The sequence below is a fragment of the Anaerostipes faecalis genome (genome assembly GCF_018982945.1).
Lineage (GTDB): Bacteria > Bacillota > Clostridia > Lachnospirales > Lachnospiraceae > Anaerostipes > Anaerostipes faecalis.
In genome coordinates this window covers 13219-29341 of the sequence record NZ_JABRXE010000006.1, presented here as the reverse complement: position 1 = coordinate 29341, position 16123 = coordinate 13219, and the positions used below count along the sequence as shown (strand labels likewise).

General features: G+C 38.7%; 18 protein-coding genes. 17 read left to right on the top strand and 1 reads right to left on the bottom strand.

Annotation, left to right across the window (positions count from 1 at the left end; translation table 11 throughout):
* Position 1: 1 nt before the first annotated feature.
* From KTB61_RS07850 to KTB61_RS07805, 10 genes are all read left to right on the top strand, one after another.
* Positions 2 to 1978 carry a tyrosine-type recombinase/integrase gene (locus tag KTB61_RS07850; protein WP_216697203.1) on the top strand — a complete coding sequence of 659 codons (1977 nt, stop codon included), beginning with the start codon at positions 2 to 4 and terminating at the stop codon, positions 1976 to 1978.
* Complete coding sequence (locus KTB61_RS07845; protein WP_216697202.1) at positions 1975 to 3468, top strand: tyrosine-type recombinase/integrase; 1494 nt, start codon at positions 1975 to 1977, stop codon at positions 3466 to 3468. The genes KTB61_RS07850 and KTB61_RS07845 overlap by 4 nt, the downstream gene beginning before the upstream one ends.
* Positions 3458 to 3883, top strand: coding sequence for a DUF6262 family protein (locus tag KTB61_RS07840; RefSeq protein ID WP_230973671.1), 426 nt, complete (start codon positions 3458 to 3460; stop codon positions 3881 to 3883). The genes KTB61_RS07845 and KTB61_RS07840 overlap by 11 nt, the downstream gene beginning before the upstream one ends.
* A 21-nt stretch (positions 3884 to 3904) precedes the next feature.
* The gene (locus KTB61_RS07835; protein ID WP_216697201.1) at positions 3905 to 4288 is read left to right on the top strand and encodes a DUF6262 family protein; all 384 of its coding nucleotides are present in this window, start codon (positions 3905 to 3907) and stop codon (positions 4286 to 4288) included.
* A gap of 211 nt (positions 4289 to 4499) precedes the next feature.
* Positions 4500 to 4634 (top strand): Flp1 family type IVb pilin, encoded by a 135-nt coding sequence (locus KTB61_RS07830; RefSeq protein WP_216697271.1) that lies wholly within the window; start codon positions 4500 to 4502, stop codon positions 4632 to 4634.
* Entirely contained in the window at positions 4631 to 6073 is a 1443-nt protein-coding gene (locus KTB61_RS07825) for a DUF5702 domain-containing protein (protein ID WP_075759653.1), read from the top strand. Before KTB61_RS07830 ends, KTB61_RS07825 begins: the two co-directional genes overlap by 4 nt.
* A gap of 14 nt (positions 6074 to 6087) precedes the next feature.
* Complete coding sequence (locus tag KTB61_RS07820) at positions 6088 to 6945, top strand: TadE family protein (protein ID WP_216697200.1); 858 nt, start codon at positions 6088 to 6090, stop codon at positions 6943 to 6945.
* A complete protein-coding gene (locus KTB61_RS07815) occupies positions 6909 to 7436 on the top strand; it encodes a hypothetical protein (RefSeq protein WP_216697199.1) in 528 nt (175 codons plus the stop codon). Before KTB61_RS07820 ends, KTB61_RS07815 begins: the two co-directional genes overlap by 37 nt.
* Complete coding sequence (locus KTB61_RS07810) at positions 7420 to 8565, top strand: DUF6382 domain-containing protein (protein ID WP_075759651.1); 1146 nt, start codon at positions 7420 to 7422, stop codon at positions 8563 to 8565. Before KTB61_RS07815 ends, KTB61_RS07810 begins: the two co-directional genes overlap by 17 nt.
* A gap of 30 nt (positions 8566 to 8595) precedes the next feature.
* Positions 8596 to 9522 (top strand): rhomboid family intramembrane serine protease, encoded by a 927-nt coding sequence (locus tag KTB61_RS07805; RefSeq protein ID WP_075759650.1) that lies wholly within the window; start codon positions 8596 to 8598, stop codon positions 9520 to 9522.
* On the opposite strand, the gene KTB61_RS07800 is transcribed toward KTB61_RS07805, so the two are convergent.
* Positions 9473 to 10162: a sensor histidine kinase gene (locus tag KTB61_RS07800; protein ID WP_075759649.1), complete on the bottom strand. Its 690-nt coding sequence runs from the start codon at positions 10160 to 10162 to the stop codon at positions 9473 to 9475. The two genes, KTB61_RS07805 and KTB61_RS07800, sit on opposite strands and share 50 nt — an antisense overlap.
* Before the next feature lie 171 nt (positions 10163 to 10333).
* Here KTB61_RS07800 and dnaX point away from each other — a divergent pair, with 171 nt between their 5' ends.
* The 7 genes from dnaX to KTB61_RS07765 all read left to right on the top strand — a co-directional run bounded on the left by dnaX (position 10334) and on the right by KTB61_RS07765 (position 16122).
* Complete coding sequence (gene dnaX / locus KTB61_RS07795) at positions 10334 to 11923, top strand: DNA polymerase III subunit gamma/tau (RefSeq protein ID WP_230973670.1); 1590 nt, start codon at positions 10334 to 10336, stop codon at positions 11921 to 11923.
* A gap of 39 nt (positions 11924 to 11962) precedes the next feature.
* The gene (locus KTB61_RS07790; RefSeq protein ID WP_075759648.1) at positions 11963 to 12325 is read left to right on the top strand and encodes a YbaB/EbfC family nucleoid-associated protein; all 363 of its coding nucleotides are present in this window, start codon (positions 11963 to 11965) and stop codon (positions 12323 to 12325) included.
* 9 nt (positions 12326 to 12334) lie between these two features.
* Complete coding sequence (recR, locus tag KTB61_RS07785) at positions 12335 to 12931, top strand: recombination mediator RecR (RefSeq protein ID WP_075759647.1); 597 nt, start codon at positions 12335 to 12337, stop codon at positions 12929 to 12931.
* A gap of 302 nt (positions 12932 to 13233) precedes the next feature.
* Positions 13234 to 13647 (top strand): HIT family protein, encoded by a 414-nt coding sequence (locus KTB61_RS07780; protein WP_075759646.1) that lies wholly within the window; start codon positions 13234 to 13236, stop codon positions 13645 to 13647.
* Positions 13648 to 13658: 11 nt separating this feature from the next.
* Complete coding sequence (locus KTB61_RS07775) at positions 13659 to 14255, top strand: flavin reductase family protein (protein ID WP_075759645.1); 597 nt, start codon at positions 13659 to 13661, stop codon at positions 14253 to 14255.
* Complete coding sequence (locus KTB61_RS07770; RefSeq protein ID WP_075759644.1) at positions 14236 to 14739, top strand: shikimate kinase; 504 nt, start codon at positions 14236 to 14238, stop codon at positions 14737 to 14739. Before KTB61_RS07775 ends, KTB61_RS07770 begins: the two co-directional genes overlap by 20 nt.
* Before the next feature lie 87 nt (positions 14740 to 14826).
* Positions 14827 to 16122, top strand: coding sequence for a UDP-N-acetylglucosamine 1-carboxyvinyltransferase (locus KTB61_RS07765; RefSeq protein WP_075759643.1), 1296 nt, complete (start codon positions 14827 to 14829; stop codon positions 16120 to 16122).
* Position 16123: the final 1 nt, after the last annotated feature.

Sequence of the window (16123 nt, the reverse complement as noted above, 5' to 3'; positions counted from 1 at the left end):
AGTGTCTGCAATTAGATTGCTGCAAGCTGAACGGCAGGAGGATATACGGCATCTGCATAGGCAGCTTATGTCAGGCGGAATATTGCAGAGGGAATTGTGGGAAGAAGCAGAGAGCTATCTGATACAAAAGGACATTTATGATGTCACGCTGATAGAGGAAACTGATTTCAGGGAATACAAAAAATTTCTGATGGACAGCTGCCGATATACAAGACAGCGCGCTATTGATCGGTCATCCGCCTTGCGGAGGATTCAGAAGTATTGGATAGAAATCGAATATGGGGAGCTCCTCTCAGAGATTAAGGAATGTCAGGTACCGGATGAGGCATTGAAAGGGAACGTTCAGAGGTTTCTTATCCGACAGGGAATCCACCATATCAAGGATATTGATTATAATACTCGGAGTCGATATGAAGCGGAACTACAGCAGGAGAAACACAGTAAAAATGTCCTGAAATATCTGAAGGTGTTCGACCGTATAAAGCAGTACAGCATACGGAGTGAAATGAGGAGCCTGCCAGGCATGGTAAAACATCGGATGCAGTACAAAGCACAGATTATTTTCCTGCCCTATCTGTCAGATCCGGAACTGGTCAAGGATTTTGAATATGTTCAGGATAAACAGGAACTGGTATGGGATTTTGCCAGGAGAGCGCCTGAGAAATTAAAAAGGCAGGTGTTCCAGCTATTAAATTACATACTGGAAAACCTATACCGGAACGATCCCAAGGAAAGAAGGGTGCGCTTCTTATTGCCCCTGCACTGGCTGTATGATTTCTGTGTGGATGATGGCATCGAAGATTTGGAGTGCTTGGAACTTCGTCAGATCCACCAATTTGAAAAGATTGTGGAAGGGAAAGTGGTCAATGTAAAGAATTCCATGCAGATCATAGATAACAGCCGGAAAATTTTATTTTTGACCGCGCCGGAGATTCACTGGCAAGCAAATGTGTGGTATATGGAGCGGTTCCACTTAGCGGAGGACAGACTTAATCCGAGTAGTCCGGTGCAGAGATTGAGCTTTATAGAAGTTACAAATAAGAAGAATCGGGAACTTTTGCAGGAATATGCAAAATATCATGTTGGAATCGGAGGGCTTACTATAGCTAATATTCGGTCGCAGTTATATGAGGTTAAGAAACTGCTGGAATATTTTAATGACGAAATATCCATCTGTCAGGTGGATGAAAATCAGCTGGATGGCTATTTCAGGGAACTGGAAGAAAAGGATACAAAGGATGACACATTTAATAAAAGAATTGTGTGTTATCTGAAGTTTTATCAGTTTTTGAATGTGCGGGGATATATCAAAGAAATCCCATTCCAACCGGAGTATTATCTGAAAAAGGCATACCCAGAGCATCATGACAGAACAGTGGAGGAAGAAGTTTATATGGAGATTCTGTATAAGCTCCACTTATTTCCGCAGGTTCCCAGGTTGATATTTTTACATCTGTGGTGTACTGGACTTAGAATCAGCGAGGTATGCACATTAAAAGGAGATGCCTACTATTGGGATGGAGAAGATGCATGGCTGAAAGTTTATCAGATTAAGATGAAAGCAGACAAAATGATTCCGATTCCGCTTGTGTTATATAAAGTGATGAGGAAATATGTAGAGAAAAATCATATCCGGCCCAAAGATTATATATTTAAAGGGAAAAATGGCGGAGCATACCGGGTAGGGACATTCCGGAAGGAATTCCAACAGCATTGCATTAGGAACCAGATTGCAGATGGAGAATATATTTTTAAAAGCCATGATTACAGGCATACGCTGGCTACCCGGTTTTATGATGACGGCGTTTCCATACAGACGATTCGGGATTATCTCGGACACTTCTCAGAGGATATGACGAAGCAGTATGTAGACTTTATGCCAAGAAGGATTGCAAAAGCGAGTGATGCCTATTTTAAGAAGCAGGGGAATGACTTGGCTTCAGCGATCACGGTCAAGAAGCGTGGTGATAAAAAATGAAGAAAAGAATTTATGTGTATGAGTTGGACTGCTACAAGCAGGCATCTGAGGAACAAATTGAAAAAATGCATATCCGTCCAGATCGATATTTTGATTTGGAAGGGCTTCCTGCGGAGGACATCGGCAGGCTGCTAGAGGAATTTATATGGGATAGGGGAAAGAAACTTTCTCCCTCCAGCATGACAAGTGAGATCCTTTATTACAATAATATCCGTGATTTTCTGATTGACCGGAATATACGCAGACTGGATGCAAAAGATGAAGAAAAAATACTCCTCACGCTAAAAGGCTGGATGATGGAAAAGGGATATGCCTTAACGAGCAAAAAATACCGGGCATTATATGACAAGATTGGAATTGAGACTCCCGGTATTGTAAAACACATGAAGAAGATCTTGAAGTTTGCGCAAGAGGACGATGATCGGGATGAGCAGGAAAAGGATATCTGGAACTTAAAGAATTTTGACTTCCCGATCCAGTCGAACCCAATCCTGAATATGGAAACAATCAACTTTACGAAGATCACGCAGCCAGACATCCGGGAGGAAGTAAAAAAAGCGGTTTTCATGCATCTGAAATATTCCCCATTAGGGACTATTCAAAGTGAGATGACAGCCATCAAGCGGTTTGCCAAGTTTCTGGAAAAACGATGCCCGGATATTAAATCTTTACAGGAGCTGGAACGGCTTCACATAGAACAGTACCTGATATATTTGCAGACGGAAGCGCATGAGCGGAAAAATTACAGATCAGATCTTTACGCACTGCGGAGATTAATAGAGGATGTTGGGAATCTCTATGAACGGCAGAGCATGAGTGAATTATTTTTAAGTAATGATTTCCCAAGTACACCAAGGCATCTATTTAGATTTTATACAGATGCGGAAATCAAGAGATTAAACGAACACATTTTCAAGATGGATGAACAGATATGCAGGGCGTTGATTATCCACCAATTATTGGGAACCCGAATATCGGATACTTTAACCTTAAAGCCAGATTGTTTGAGCATGAGGGAAGGACGATATTTTATCAGAATCGATCAGGTAAAATCTATAACATATGAAAAAGCTATTAGTGAAGAGGTGGCAAGGCTTATCATGAAAGCGATTGATTATACGAAGGAGCGGTATGGAGAAACAACCTACATCTTTGTGAAAAAGGATGAGCCAACGAAACCTTATCAGTATAGCATGATCCAAAATCAGATTATGAAGATGATACGCCAGGAAGATATCCGGGATGATAACGGCGAGCTGCTACGATTTGGAACACATATATTCCGGCACTGCTATGGAAAGAAATTAACAGAAATGCATGTGGATGACTGGATGATAGCAAAGCTTCTAGGGCATACCACAACACTATCCGTGCATTATTACCGGAAAATCGGAAATAAACTGATGGCTGATGAGACAAGAGGCGCAAGAGAAAAAATGGACAGAATTCTATTAGATATCATAGATGGATGGGATGATTATGAAATATGATAAAATGATAGAGATTACACAGGCAGAGAGCCAAAGAAAGATGGACATTGCCCAAAAAGCCATCTCTGGTATGCTTGAAAGTATGGAAAGGATCACGGTTGCAGAGTTAGTAAGAAGGACGGGGCTCTCCAGAGGATTCTTTTATAAAAATCCTATAGTTAGGCGTAAGCTGGATGATGCGATTCATAGGCAAGAAGCAATGTTCAAGAATCGGCATCCAGTTATAATGGATAGAGAACTTGAAGATACAATGGTTGATCTGAGAATCGAATTATTAAGAGTCAAAACTAAAAATGAGGAATTAGCAACACAGAATGAGGAACTTTCTAAGAACAATGAACAACTTCGTCAGCAGATAGAGAAACTTCAGAAACAGATCGGAAGAAAAGAAGTCTCTCTGCTGAAACGATTGTAAATGAAAGGGAATAGATAGGATATGAAATACGATAAAATAGTTGCGATGAATCAGGCTAAAAGCAAGCAGAAAGCAGATATTGCTATAAGAGAGATTGGGGAAACGATTGAAAGAAAAGAACGTATTTCGGTAACAGCACTGGCTAAAAGAACTGGATTTGCAAAAAGTTTTTTTTACAGAAATCCGGAAGTCAGAAAGGCATTAGATGACGCACAGCTTCAACAAGGGGAATGTTACAATCCGAAGAAAGTAATATTTGATAGAGCGCTGGAAGAAAAGAATGTTAATTTAAAAAGCATGAATTTAAAGCTGAAAAAGAGGATAAAAGAGTTAGAGGACGAGAATAGTAGATTAGAGAAAAAAGTAGAAGAATTGACAAAAGAATTAAGTGAACAGAGAAAGTAGAATAATAATAAGAAAGATAGGTGATAGCGGGTAGTATGAAAATATATACCGGCTGTTTTCTTTACATAGATAGTGGAGCATATAAAATAGATATACTCCGTTTTTGTATTTGGAGATTTTACCTTAAACACAGTGTACACAGTTTTGACAGCAAGTGCTTAGAAAAAAGAACAAAGGCTACTCGGTAACGCTGGAGATAAAGCCAGTATTTATGCGGGGTATCAGACAGGGGGCTAAAATTATTGTGGTTCTAATCGGACTTGTTATTATTTTTCAGAATCAGATAAAGACGGTTGTAAACAATATTTTTAAAACTATAACTTCAAAAACGGGCCAGGTCAAATGATCAGGGACGATAAAGGGGCCATGACTACATTTCTGGCAATGCTGTTTTTGGTATTTATGCTTTTGATCAGTGTATGTGTAGAGGGTATTTATACTTATGTGGCACGTGGGAAGGCAGCAGGGGCATTTATGGCAGGGCTTTCCCATGTCCATGGTAATTATCAGAAGGAATTGGAAGAAACATATCATATTTTTGCAATGGATCCAAGATATCAGAAAGAAATGCCGGAGGATCTGTCAGAGAAGATGAAAGAAAGTCTGGAAGGCAGTAAAGATTCTTTTTTGTTTCAGACAGGAAATGCCGGTATGGAGAAGAAGGTCTATCTGACAGATCAAGAGGGTGAGGTATTAAAGTATCAGATTCGTGAACTAATGAAATATCAGATGGGTAAAGATGCCATAGACCTTTGGAGAAAAAAATGGAATCAGAGTCAGGAAGCTAAGAATGAAATTCCTCAGATTGAAGAAAAAATGGAGCAGGAAGGGAAGAAAGGAGAAGAAAAAGAGCAGAAAGATAAGACAAAAACTATCGAAAAAAAGCAGGATCCACGAAAGGGTCTGATGAAAAGGCTGAGAGAGGGATCAGTTTCTCTGATAATGGGGGAAAGAAAGGTATCTTCTCTGGCAGTGATTTCCAGCTATGGAAAAAAAGATACCACCAAAGAGAAAACGTGGAATTTTATGAAAAAGAAAGAAATGAAAGAGCAACTGCATGATATCCAGAAAAAAGTATCGGGAACATCACTTATATCAGAGCTGCCTGCTGTTTTATATAGTCTGAAATATTTACATTGTCTTACATCTAAACAGAAGAAAGAAGGTCTTCAATACGAAGTGGAGTATCTTATTGCAGGAAAAGATTCGGAGAAAGAGAATCTGGGGAGTGTTTTCTGGAAAATGATAGCATTAAGATTTCCGGTCAATGGAGCATATGTATATAAGTCTCCAGAGAAAGAAAAAGAGGCTTCTGTTTTAGCAGCATCCGTTCTTGGATTAACAGGGATTCCACCTCTTATAGCAGCAGCGAAGCATCTGCTGTTGCTGGCTCTGGCTTATGGGGAATCGGTAATTGATGTACGAAATCTTGCAGATGGAAATCAGGTTCCGATGGTAAAAAATGCTGCAAATTGGCAGTTGTCTTTCTCTGGACTGGCAACCCTTACGTCTGAGAAAAAACCGGTAAAAAAAGGACTTTCATACGAGGATTATCTTGGAATTCTTCTGATGATGAAAAACAGTGAAAAAGAAAAATATATGCGGATGATGGATGTAATGGAGCAGAATATTCGAAGAAAAGTGCCTGATTTTAAATTAGATCAGTGTGTTGCATCCTGTACCATATCTATGAACATAAGTCTTAAAAAACTTTCTTTTGGGGGAATGACACTGCCTTTTCCTCAATGGTCCAAATGGAACTTTAAAAGAACATTAACATATTAAGGAGGTGGAGAGAGATGTTCTCTTGTCAAAAACATTTCTCATGGACGGTGGACCAAAATGATAAAAAAAGAACCGGAAATTTCAAGAGGACATCTTTTTCTGCCTCTGAAAAAGGTTCCATCACTTTAGAAGCAAGTCTTGTGCTTCCGATTTTTCTGATGGCACTTCTGATGCTGGTTTCGGCAGGAGAAGTCTTGATGATACATGGACAGGTGGGACATGGGCTTTCCCAGGCGGCTGCTGAATCAGCTGTAAATGCGTATAGATTTTCAAAAAAGGGGAGAGAATCAGGGATTATAAACAAAGCTGTGACAAAAGGGGTATTTTTATCATCGGTTAATAAGAGGTTTTTAAATCGATCAGCACTGGCAGGTGGAAGTAACGGAGTTGTTTTTTCAGAATGCAGAATGAATGCAAAAGGTGAGTTTATTATTACAGCCCGGTATGTAATACGGAAAAAGATGCCGTTTTTATACGGTCATACAGGAATATATACTCAGAAAATCCGGCAGAAAGCGATGACAGGATATATACCTGACAATGATCAGATAAAAGAAGGCATGGTTTATGTTACTCCAAATGAAAGCGTGTATCATACAGATTTAAGCTGTACGCATCTGTCTTTGGATATCAGTGTAGATGAAGATGTGGAAAAATATTTAAAAGGGAAAACTCATTATAAAGAATGTGAAAAATGTACCAGATATCATCAGGGAGAAGTTACCTGTTTTTATATTCCTAAAGAGGGAGATGCCTATCATACAGATCTTACATGCAGTGGATTAAAACGCACAGTGATTCAGGTGGATAAAAGTACATTGAAAGGAGTGGTCCCATGTCAAAGATGTGGAAAGAGGAAGAAGGATACATAACGGTGGAAGCAAGTCTGATTGTATCTGCGGGACTTATGGTACTGTTCTTATTTATGGGATATGTCTGCTATTTTATGGACTGTGGAATTGCTCAGGGAATTATGGAAGAAACGGGATTAAAGGCTGTGGATACTGTAGTGACCGGTGGCGATTATGAGACGGGAAAAATAGATTACAGAAAACTTAATAATAGAAATCTGTATACAAAAATGTATCCGGGGAAAACAGATGCAGCCGGGAAGGTTAAAAAGGATTTAAGAAACAGTTTAAGACAGCATTTATTTCTTGGAACAGTTGAAAATGTATCAGTAAATACCACTGCAGATAAAGTAAAAGTACAGGTGAAATTTCAATTGGCGGTGCCGGGGAGTTCTTTTTTAAAAATGTTTAAAATAAAATTTTTTGAATATCAGGGTACTTATAAAGCTTCTTATCTGTCAGAAATGGAAAAGATCAGGAGGTGGAATAGAGTCGATGGAACAATGGATTAGAGAAGGGTTTTCTAATTACTATGTTGTAGAAAAAAAACAGGAAATTACTTATGAGAAGGAAATTCTTTTACGGCATCCCATAAAGTCTTTATTGCCTTGTGAATTTCGTATGGAAGATGAAAAAGAATATTATTATTATGAGACAGGAAGATATGAGAGATGGTGGGAACGGAAAAATCAGATGGAACCCCAAATTTTTTTTTACGATATTTTTGTGGCACTAGAAGAGATAGAAGGATACTTACTGAACCTGGATCATCTGATACTCCAAAAAGAACTGATGTTTTTGGATGAAGATGAAAAGCCGGTGTTATGCTATTTTCCGGAATATGAAAAAAATATTCTAGAGCAGATGAGAGAGCTGCTGGAAGAGATAATGGAGCATATATCATATGAAAACAAGGAAAAGGTAAAATTTTATTTTGAATTTCACAGCTTTCTTGTGAAAAAGAAACCGGCAATTGATCAGGTTATTGAATATCTGAAACCAGAACAAAAACAGCAGATGGAAGAAAAGGTACCAGAGGAACAAGAAATAGAAGAAGTGGAAATGGAACAATTTCCGGAAGACAGAAAAGGTAAAAGTATGATAGGTGCGGCAGGGGCTGTTTTGTTTGCAGCATTGTTTGTTTATTCTTTAATAGGGATCTTCAGATATGGGTTCTATTATCTGTATGTGCTTGGAGCAATGGTTAGTATGGCGGGATTTTTTGGCTGTTTGTATTTTTTTTGGAGAATACGGAAAGAATCAGGAAAGATAGAAGAATTGTCACTGGACACAAAAACAGAGTTGTTAACAGAAGAGGAAAAGACCGTTTATTTACTGGAAGAGCCTGTTGGATATTTGATTTCTAAAAAGAATCCCAAAGAAAAAATATGTATACATGACAGCGGTTTTGTTATTGGAAGTTCTCTGGAAGGAACGGATTATTGTCTGTCTGCCATAGGAGTTAGTCGCCGCCACATGAAAATACAAATGGAAAATAACAAAGTAATGGTTGAAGATCTGAAATCTACCAATGGAACAAGAATCAATGGAAAAATTATTGCAAAAGAAGAATTAAACCAGGGAGATGTTGTGAAAATAGGGCTGGAAGAATATGAGTTTCACTGTGAAGAGGAAACGTGATATAATATCCAAAAAGCTGGAGGAAACCATATGTATCAGAAAATTATTGAATTACTGCAAATACAGGGATATGCCAAAACAGATACATCCCAGGGCCCTTGTTATGTGAAAACCATTGGAAATCAGAAAAAAGCTGTTATGGTAACAGCGGATAAAAATCCAGATGGAACTATTCTGACAGAGGATGACATTCATTATATGATTCTGGGAATTAAAAGACAGCTGGGAGAAAATGTTCCGGTATTGATTCTGTTATTATCAGAAAATGGGAAAGCTGTTTTTGTAGACTGGGAAGAACAGTTTCATGAATTATATGAATCTATTTCTATGGTTTTGAATTCAGTTTCAGAAAAAGAAGATTCTCAAGAACATTTTCTTCAAAGTATTAAAGCATACAAAATGACTGCAGCGATTGCTGCAGTCAATATGATAGTTTTTGTTCTTTCTGAAATATATGGAGCTGATTTTTATGAAATGGGTGCATGCAATCCATATTATGTATTAGAAAAGCATCAGTTTTATCGATTGATAACATCCAATTATATCCATTTCGGATGGAGTCATTTCTTTAATAATATGGTTGTATTTCTTGTGCTTGGAAGTCAAATGGAAAAAATTATGGGAAGCTTCCGTTATTTTGTATTATATTTTGGTTCTGGATTAATCGGAAGTATTGCCTCCGTCTTCTATTATGCTTCAACTGGAGAAAATGTATTGTGTGCAGGAGCATCTGGAGCAATCTTCGGAATTACCGGAGCATTGGCGGCTCTGTTTCTTTTCTGTAAAAAACAGAGGGAACAGTTTAACGGAACCGGAGTATTTCTTATGATTGCAGGATCTATTTACCATGGATTCCAAAGCATGGGTGTGGACAATGCAGCTCATATAGGCGGATGTATAGGCGGTTTTATACTGGCACTGGTTTTGTATGTTCCATGGCAGGGAAAATCAGAGTGAAAGTAGTCCCCTGATTGATGGCAGAATCCATATGAATTTTTACATGGAGTTTATCTGCAATTTCATTGACTACGGATAAACCTATGCCATTACCTTTTGGAATAAAGGAAACACCCCGGTAAAAAGCTCGCTGCTGTTGTTCTCTGGTCATTCCGATGCCGGTATCAGATAAATTTAATACAATATGGCCTTGTTCTTTGCTTAAGTGAACAGTGATGCTGGGGTTTATCCCGGCATCTTTTTTTCTTTCAATGGCTTTTATGGCATTAGAAACCAGATTATGGAACATTTGAAGCAGCTGGGCTTTTGCACCATATACATAATAAGATTCATTTGAATCGGCCTGGATGTAAAAGTGTATATTTTCTCTGGATAGACGATAATGCCAGGAAGAACGGATTTCCTCAAAAAGAGAAATGAGATTCTGAGGTTCCAGGGCAGCAGATGTTGGAATGGAAGGAGATAAAACCTGTTTTATGAGATCAAACAGAGAGGAAAAATCTTCTTTCACCTGACACCAGTTTTCGTCATTTTTAAGATCATCTTTTGTGTTTTCAATGTATTGAAGCTGGCTGTAGATTAAAGTCAGCGAATTGTTTATCTCATGTGAAAATGTTGCAAGTTCGTATGGTTGTTTCATTTTCTACTCTCCTGTCTTTCTTTCTGCTTTTTATTATGAAGACTTTGGAAGCAGGTTTCAATGAAAACAGCAGTAAAAAGTTCGATGTTTTTTTCCCTTTTACAATATCTTTGATTATGTTACAATATTTCAGAAGTGAGCAGCACATAAAAAAAGAAGGGAGCAGATTCCATGTCATATATGGCTTTATACCGAAAGTTCCGACCGACGACTTTTGATCAGGTAAAAGGACAGGATCATATTGTGACCACATTGAAAAACCAGATAAGGACTGGAAGAATCGGTCATGCATATCTGTTCTGTGGAACCAGAGGTACAGGTAAGACTACAGTGGCGAAGATTTTGGCAAAAGCAGTAAACTGTGAGAATCCCTTGGATGGAGAACCATGTAATCAGTGCGCTGCCTGCGAAGAAATCATAGATGGAAGTTCCATGAATGTGATGGAAATTGATGCGGCATCTAATAATGGTGTTGATAATATCCGTGACATTAAAGAGCAGGTTCAGTATTCACCGGCAACAGGAAAATACAAAGTTTATATTATTGATGAAGTGCATATGCTTTCCATAGGAGCCTTTAATGCTTTGTTAAAGACGCTGGAAGAACCGCCGGAATATGTAATCTTTATTTTGGCAACTACCGAAGTTCATAAAATACCGATTACCATTCTGTCACGATGTCAGAGATATGATTTTCATAGAATTACTGCAGATACCATAAAAAAACAGCTTGGGGATTTAATGAAACAGGAACAGGTGGATGTGGAGGAGAAGGCATTGGAATACATTGCAAGAATGGCAGATGGTTCTATGCGTGATGCTTTAAGTCTTCTGGATCAGTGCATTGCATTTTATCTTGGAAAGAAGCTGACCTATGATAATGTGCTGGAGGTTCTGGGAACAGTTGATATTCAGGTATACAGCAATCTTCTGGATTATATTCTGGCGTCCGATGTAACAGGAGTTATGAATCTTCTGGAAGATGTGACCAGCCAGGGAAGAGAATGGTCCCAGTTCATTACAGATTTTCTGTGGTATTTACGTAATCTTTTACTGGTAGGAAAGGGCACTGCAGCCAGTGAAGCATTGGAAGTATCCACAGATCAGTTAAAACTTCTTCAGGAAAAGGCGAAAACTGTAGATGAAAATACTTTGATACGGTATATCAGAATTTTATCAGAATTATTAAATCAGCTTCGTTTTGCCACATCTAAAAGGGTGCTGGTGGAGGTAGAGATGATAAAAATGTGCAGACCGCAGATGGAAGCTGATCAGGGCAGTTTACTGGAGAGAGTACGTCAGCTGGAAGAACAGTTAAATAAGCTGATAACATCTGGAATCACTGTAAAACAGCCACAGTCAGCTGGGAAACCTGAATCAGTGCCAAAACTTGAAAAGGATGTTAACAGGCAGCTGGAAGAGAAATTTCCAAAAGCAAAGATCGAAGAACTGACGGATATTGTAAATCACTGGAGGGAGACGAAACGGAGCCTGTCACCGCAGATGAAGTTCTGTCTCCAGAAAGCAACACTAACAGTAAATGAAGAAGGAAATGCTCTGAAACTGATGTTTCCAAAAGAAATGAATGTGGAGAGCGGATATTTTCTTGACGAGCCGGAACGAATCGATCTTTTAAAACAGGAGCTTAGACGACAGTCAGGCAGAGAGGTGGAACTGGAAGTTGGACTGATGGAATCCAGAGAAAAACAGGATATGATAGATCTGGAGTGTATCCATATGGATGTAAATATAGAAGAATAATAAATGAAATAAAAAAAGAAATCTTAGGAGGAAAATAAAATGGCAAAAAGAAGAGGTGGCATGGCCGGAATGGGCGGCATGGGCGGAAATATGAATCAGTTAATGAAACAGGCTCAGAAAATGCAGAAACAGATGGAAGAAACAAGCAAAACTTTAGAAGAAACAACTTATGAAGCGACTGCAGGTGGTGGAGTTGTTAAAGTTGTAGTATCAGGAAAGAAAGAAGTTGTTTCAGTATCCCTGGAAGAAGAAGTTGTAGATCCTGATGATATTGAAATGTTAGAAGATCTGATCGTTGCAGCGACCAATGAAGCTCTTAGAAAAATGGAAGAAGATTCCCAGACAAAAATGGGTCAGATTACTGGCGGATTAGGAGGAATGGGCGGCGGATTCCCATTCTAAGACAGTATCATGGATTATTATAGTAACCAAATTACACAGCTGGTAGAAGAATTAGGGAAATTACCTGGAATCGGCCCCAAATCCGCAGGGCGTCTGGCATTCCATATTATTAATATGCCGCTGGATCAGGTAAAAAAACTCTCAGATACAATTATCAGTGCCAAAGAAAATGTTCATTATTGCAAAGAATGCTGCACTTTGACAGATCAGGAAATATGTCCTATATGTGCCAGCAGTAAAAGAGATCATAGCACGATCATGGTAGTGGAGAATACCAGAGATATGATTGCCTATGAGAAAACAGGCAAGTATGAAGGCGTGTATCATGTGCTTCACGGAGCCATTTCTCCGATGCTTGGGATAGGACCTGATGATATTCGTCTGAAGGAATTAATGGCAAGACTGCAAGGTGATGTAAAGGAACTGATCATTGCAACCAACTCAAGTCTGGAAGGGGAAACCACAGCTATGTACATAAGCAAGCTGGTAAAACCTACAGGAATCAAAGTCAGCAAGATTGCCAGTGGTGTGCCGGTAGGTGGAGATCTGGAATATATAGATGAAGTAACATTGCTGCGCGCACTGGAAGGACGAACAGAAATATAGAAGGAAAAGAGATAGGATTATTCCTATAGACAAAGAAAAAACCGGTCATCTGACCGGTTCTTTCTTTTAAAACAATAAGGAGAGGATTTTCATCCTCAAGAGGGGTAGGATTTGAAAGTATTAACTACTTTACAAAATTTATTATAAAATGAAAATGTGAACAAAAAGTGAAAAAACTAATAGAAATTAAAAAAATTTTGAATATTATGATTATAGGTCGTTTTCTTGAAAAAACATGGTAAATAAGATAAAATACATCACAGATAAACTTGTAACAGCTACAGGAAAGGAAGAGATAAAAGATGAAAGAAGATTGTATTTTTTGTAAGATTGCAAATGGAGATATTCCATCTAATACTATTTATGAAAACTCTGATTTTAAAGTAATCATGGACATTGCGCCAGCAACAAAAGGTCATGTTCTTATTATTCCAAAAGAACATTTTAAAGATATTTATGAAATTGATGCAGAAACAGCAGGAAGACTTTTTCAGCTGGCAACAGTTGTGGCAAGAGCATTAAAAGAAGTTTTAAACTGTGATGGAATGAATGTTCTGCAGAATAATGGAGAAATTGCCGGTCAGACTGTTTTCCATTTTCACATGCATCTGATTCCTCGTTATGAAGGTGATACTGTTACTGTGAAATGGGAAGAACATCCAATGGAAGATGTGGATATGGAACAGCTCCGTCAGGATATCCGCAAAGCACTCTAGGAGAAAAATATATGGCAAAGATTTCATGGAAGCCTGGAAATATGGTTTATCCTCTGCCGGCCGTAATGGTAACCTGCAGGGATAAGGAAGAAGATAATATTATAACCATAGCCTGGACTGGAACCATATGTACCAATCCGGCTATGACGTATATTTCTGTAAGACCAGAAAGACATTCTTATGAAATGATCAAAAACAGTGGAGAATTTGTGATCAACCTGACAACAAAACAACTGGCACGGGCAACAGATTTCTGTGGAGTCCGATCAGGGAGAGATCTGGATAAATTCAAGGAAACAGGTCTGACAAAAGAAGAGGCACAGATTGTCAATGCACCGGTCATTGCAGAAAGCCCGGTAAATATTGAATGTAAAGTAGAAAAGATTATTCCTTTGGGATCTCATCATATGTTTATGGCAAAAGTTGTGAACATAATGATAGACGATAATTATATGGAAGAAGACGGACGATTTGCTCTGGAAAAGACAAATCCTCTGGTATACTCTCACGGTGGCTATTTTGAAACTGGAAAAAGGCTGGGTACTTTCGGGTACTCTGTCAGAAAGAAAAAAAAGAGGAAAAAACAGCATGGCAGAAAAAGGAAGTAATTATACGTTGATTGGAATGCCGGGAGCAGGAAAAAGTACCATCGGAGTCCTGCTGGCAAAAGCGTTAGGATATGAATTTGTCGATACAGATCTCGTGATACAGAAACGGGAAGGAAAACTGTTAAAGGAAATTATAGAAGAAGCTGGAAATGAAGGGTTCAAGATCATTGAGGAAGAAGTTAATGCATCTGTTCAGGCAGAAAAGTCAGTGATTGCCCCGGGAGGAAGTGCAATATACAGTGACAAAGCCATGAAACATTTTCGTGACATTGGAACTGTAATTTATCTGAAGCTTAGTTATGAAACAGTAAAAAAGCGTTTGGGTAATCTGAAAGCAAGAGGAGTTGTATTAAAAGAAGGTCAGACTCTTTATGATCTGTACTGTGAAAGAGTACCTCTTTACGAGAAATATGCAGATGTATCCGTAGAGCTGGATAATTTATCCATTGGCAGCTCATTGGAAAAAGTATTGGAAAACCTATAATGTTATGTTATAATTTAAAATGTATGATTTTAAACAATTACCGAAGAGAAAATTAGGTTTAATAATATAGATAAATTGAGGTGTATCATGGAACAATATGTCATTAAAGGTGGAAATCCATTAGTCGGCGAAGTGGTTATCGGTGGAGCAAAAAATGCAGCATTGCCAGTACTGGCAGCGGCAGTTATGACTGATGGAAAATGTATGATCGACAACATGCCTGACGTAAGAGATATAAATGTATTGCTGCAAGCTATGGAACAGATTGGAGCAACTGTAGATAGAACAGGGAAACACGAAGTTACAATAAGCGGTAAAGGAATTCATCCTGACTGTGACGTGGATAATGAATTTATTCGCAAGATTCGTGCTTCATATTATCTGATAGGAGCCCTTCTTGGAAAATATAAAAGAGCAAGAGTTGCTCTTCCGGGAGGATGTGAGATTGGAAGCCGTCCTATCGACCAGCATATTAAAGGTTTCAAGGCCTTAGGTGCAGAGATCGAGATTGAGAACGGTATGATCAGCGCAACAGCGGAGGAACTGATAGGATGTCATATTTATATGGATGTTGTCTCTGTAGGAGCGACAATCAATGTTATGATGGCAGCTGCACTTGCCAAAGGAGATACGATTATCGAGAATGCAGCTAAAGAACCTCATGTAGTAGATGTGGCAAACTTTCTGAACAGTATGGGTGCAAAAATCCGCGGAGCAGGAACAGATGTAATTAAGATCAAAGGTGTACAACACTTTGGAGACTGCCAGTATTCTATTATTCCGGATCAGATTGAAGCCGGAACATTTATGACTGCGGCAGTTGCCACCAAAGGTGACATCACTATTAAGAATGTCATTCCAAAACATTTGGAAGCGATCAGTGCGAAACTTACAGAAATCGGAGCAGAAGTGGTGGAATTTGACGATGCTGTCCGTGTGTCAGCGACAAAACGTCTGGAATCTACAAATATTAAAACTCTGCCATATCCAGGATTCCCAACAGATATGCAGCCGCAGATGGCAGTAACACTGGCATTATCCAATGGAACCAGTATTATTTCTGAGAGTATTTTTGAAAACCGTTTCCGTTATGTAGATGAACTGACAAAGATGGGAGCAACTATTCAGGTAGATGGAAGAACTGCTATTATTACAGGAGTAGAAGGCTTTACCGGAGCAGATGTGCAGGCACCGGATTTACGTGCAGGAGCAGCTCTGGTTATTGCAGGATTATCAGCAAAAGGTTTCACTACAGTCAGTGAGATCGGATATATTTATCGCGGATATGAAGAATTTGAGAAGAAGTTAAGACAGCTTGGAGGAGAAATCAAGCTTGTAAATAGTGAAAAGGAAATTGCCAAATTTAAACTAAAGATAGGATAAA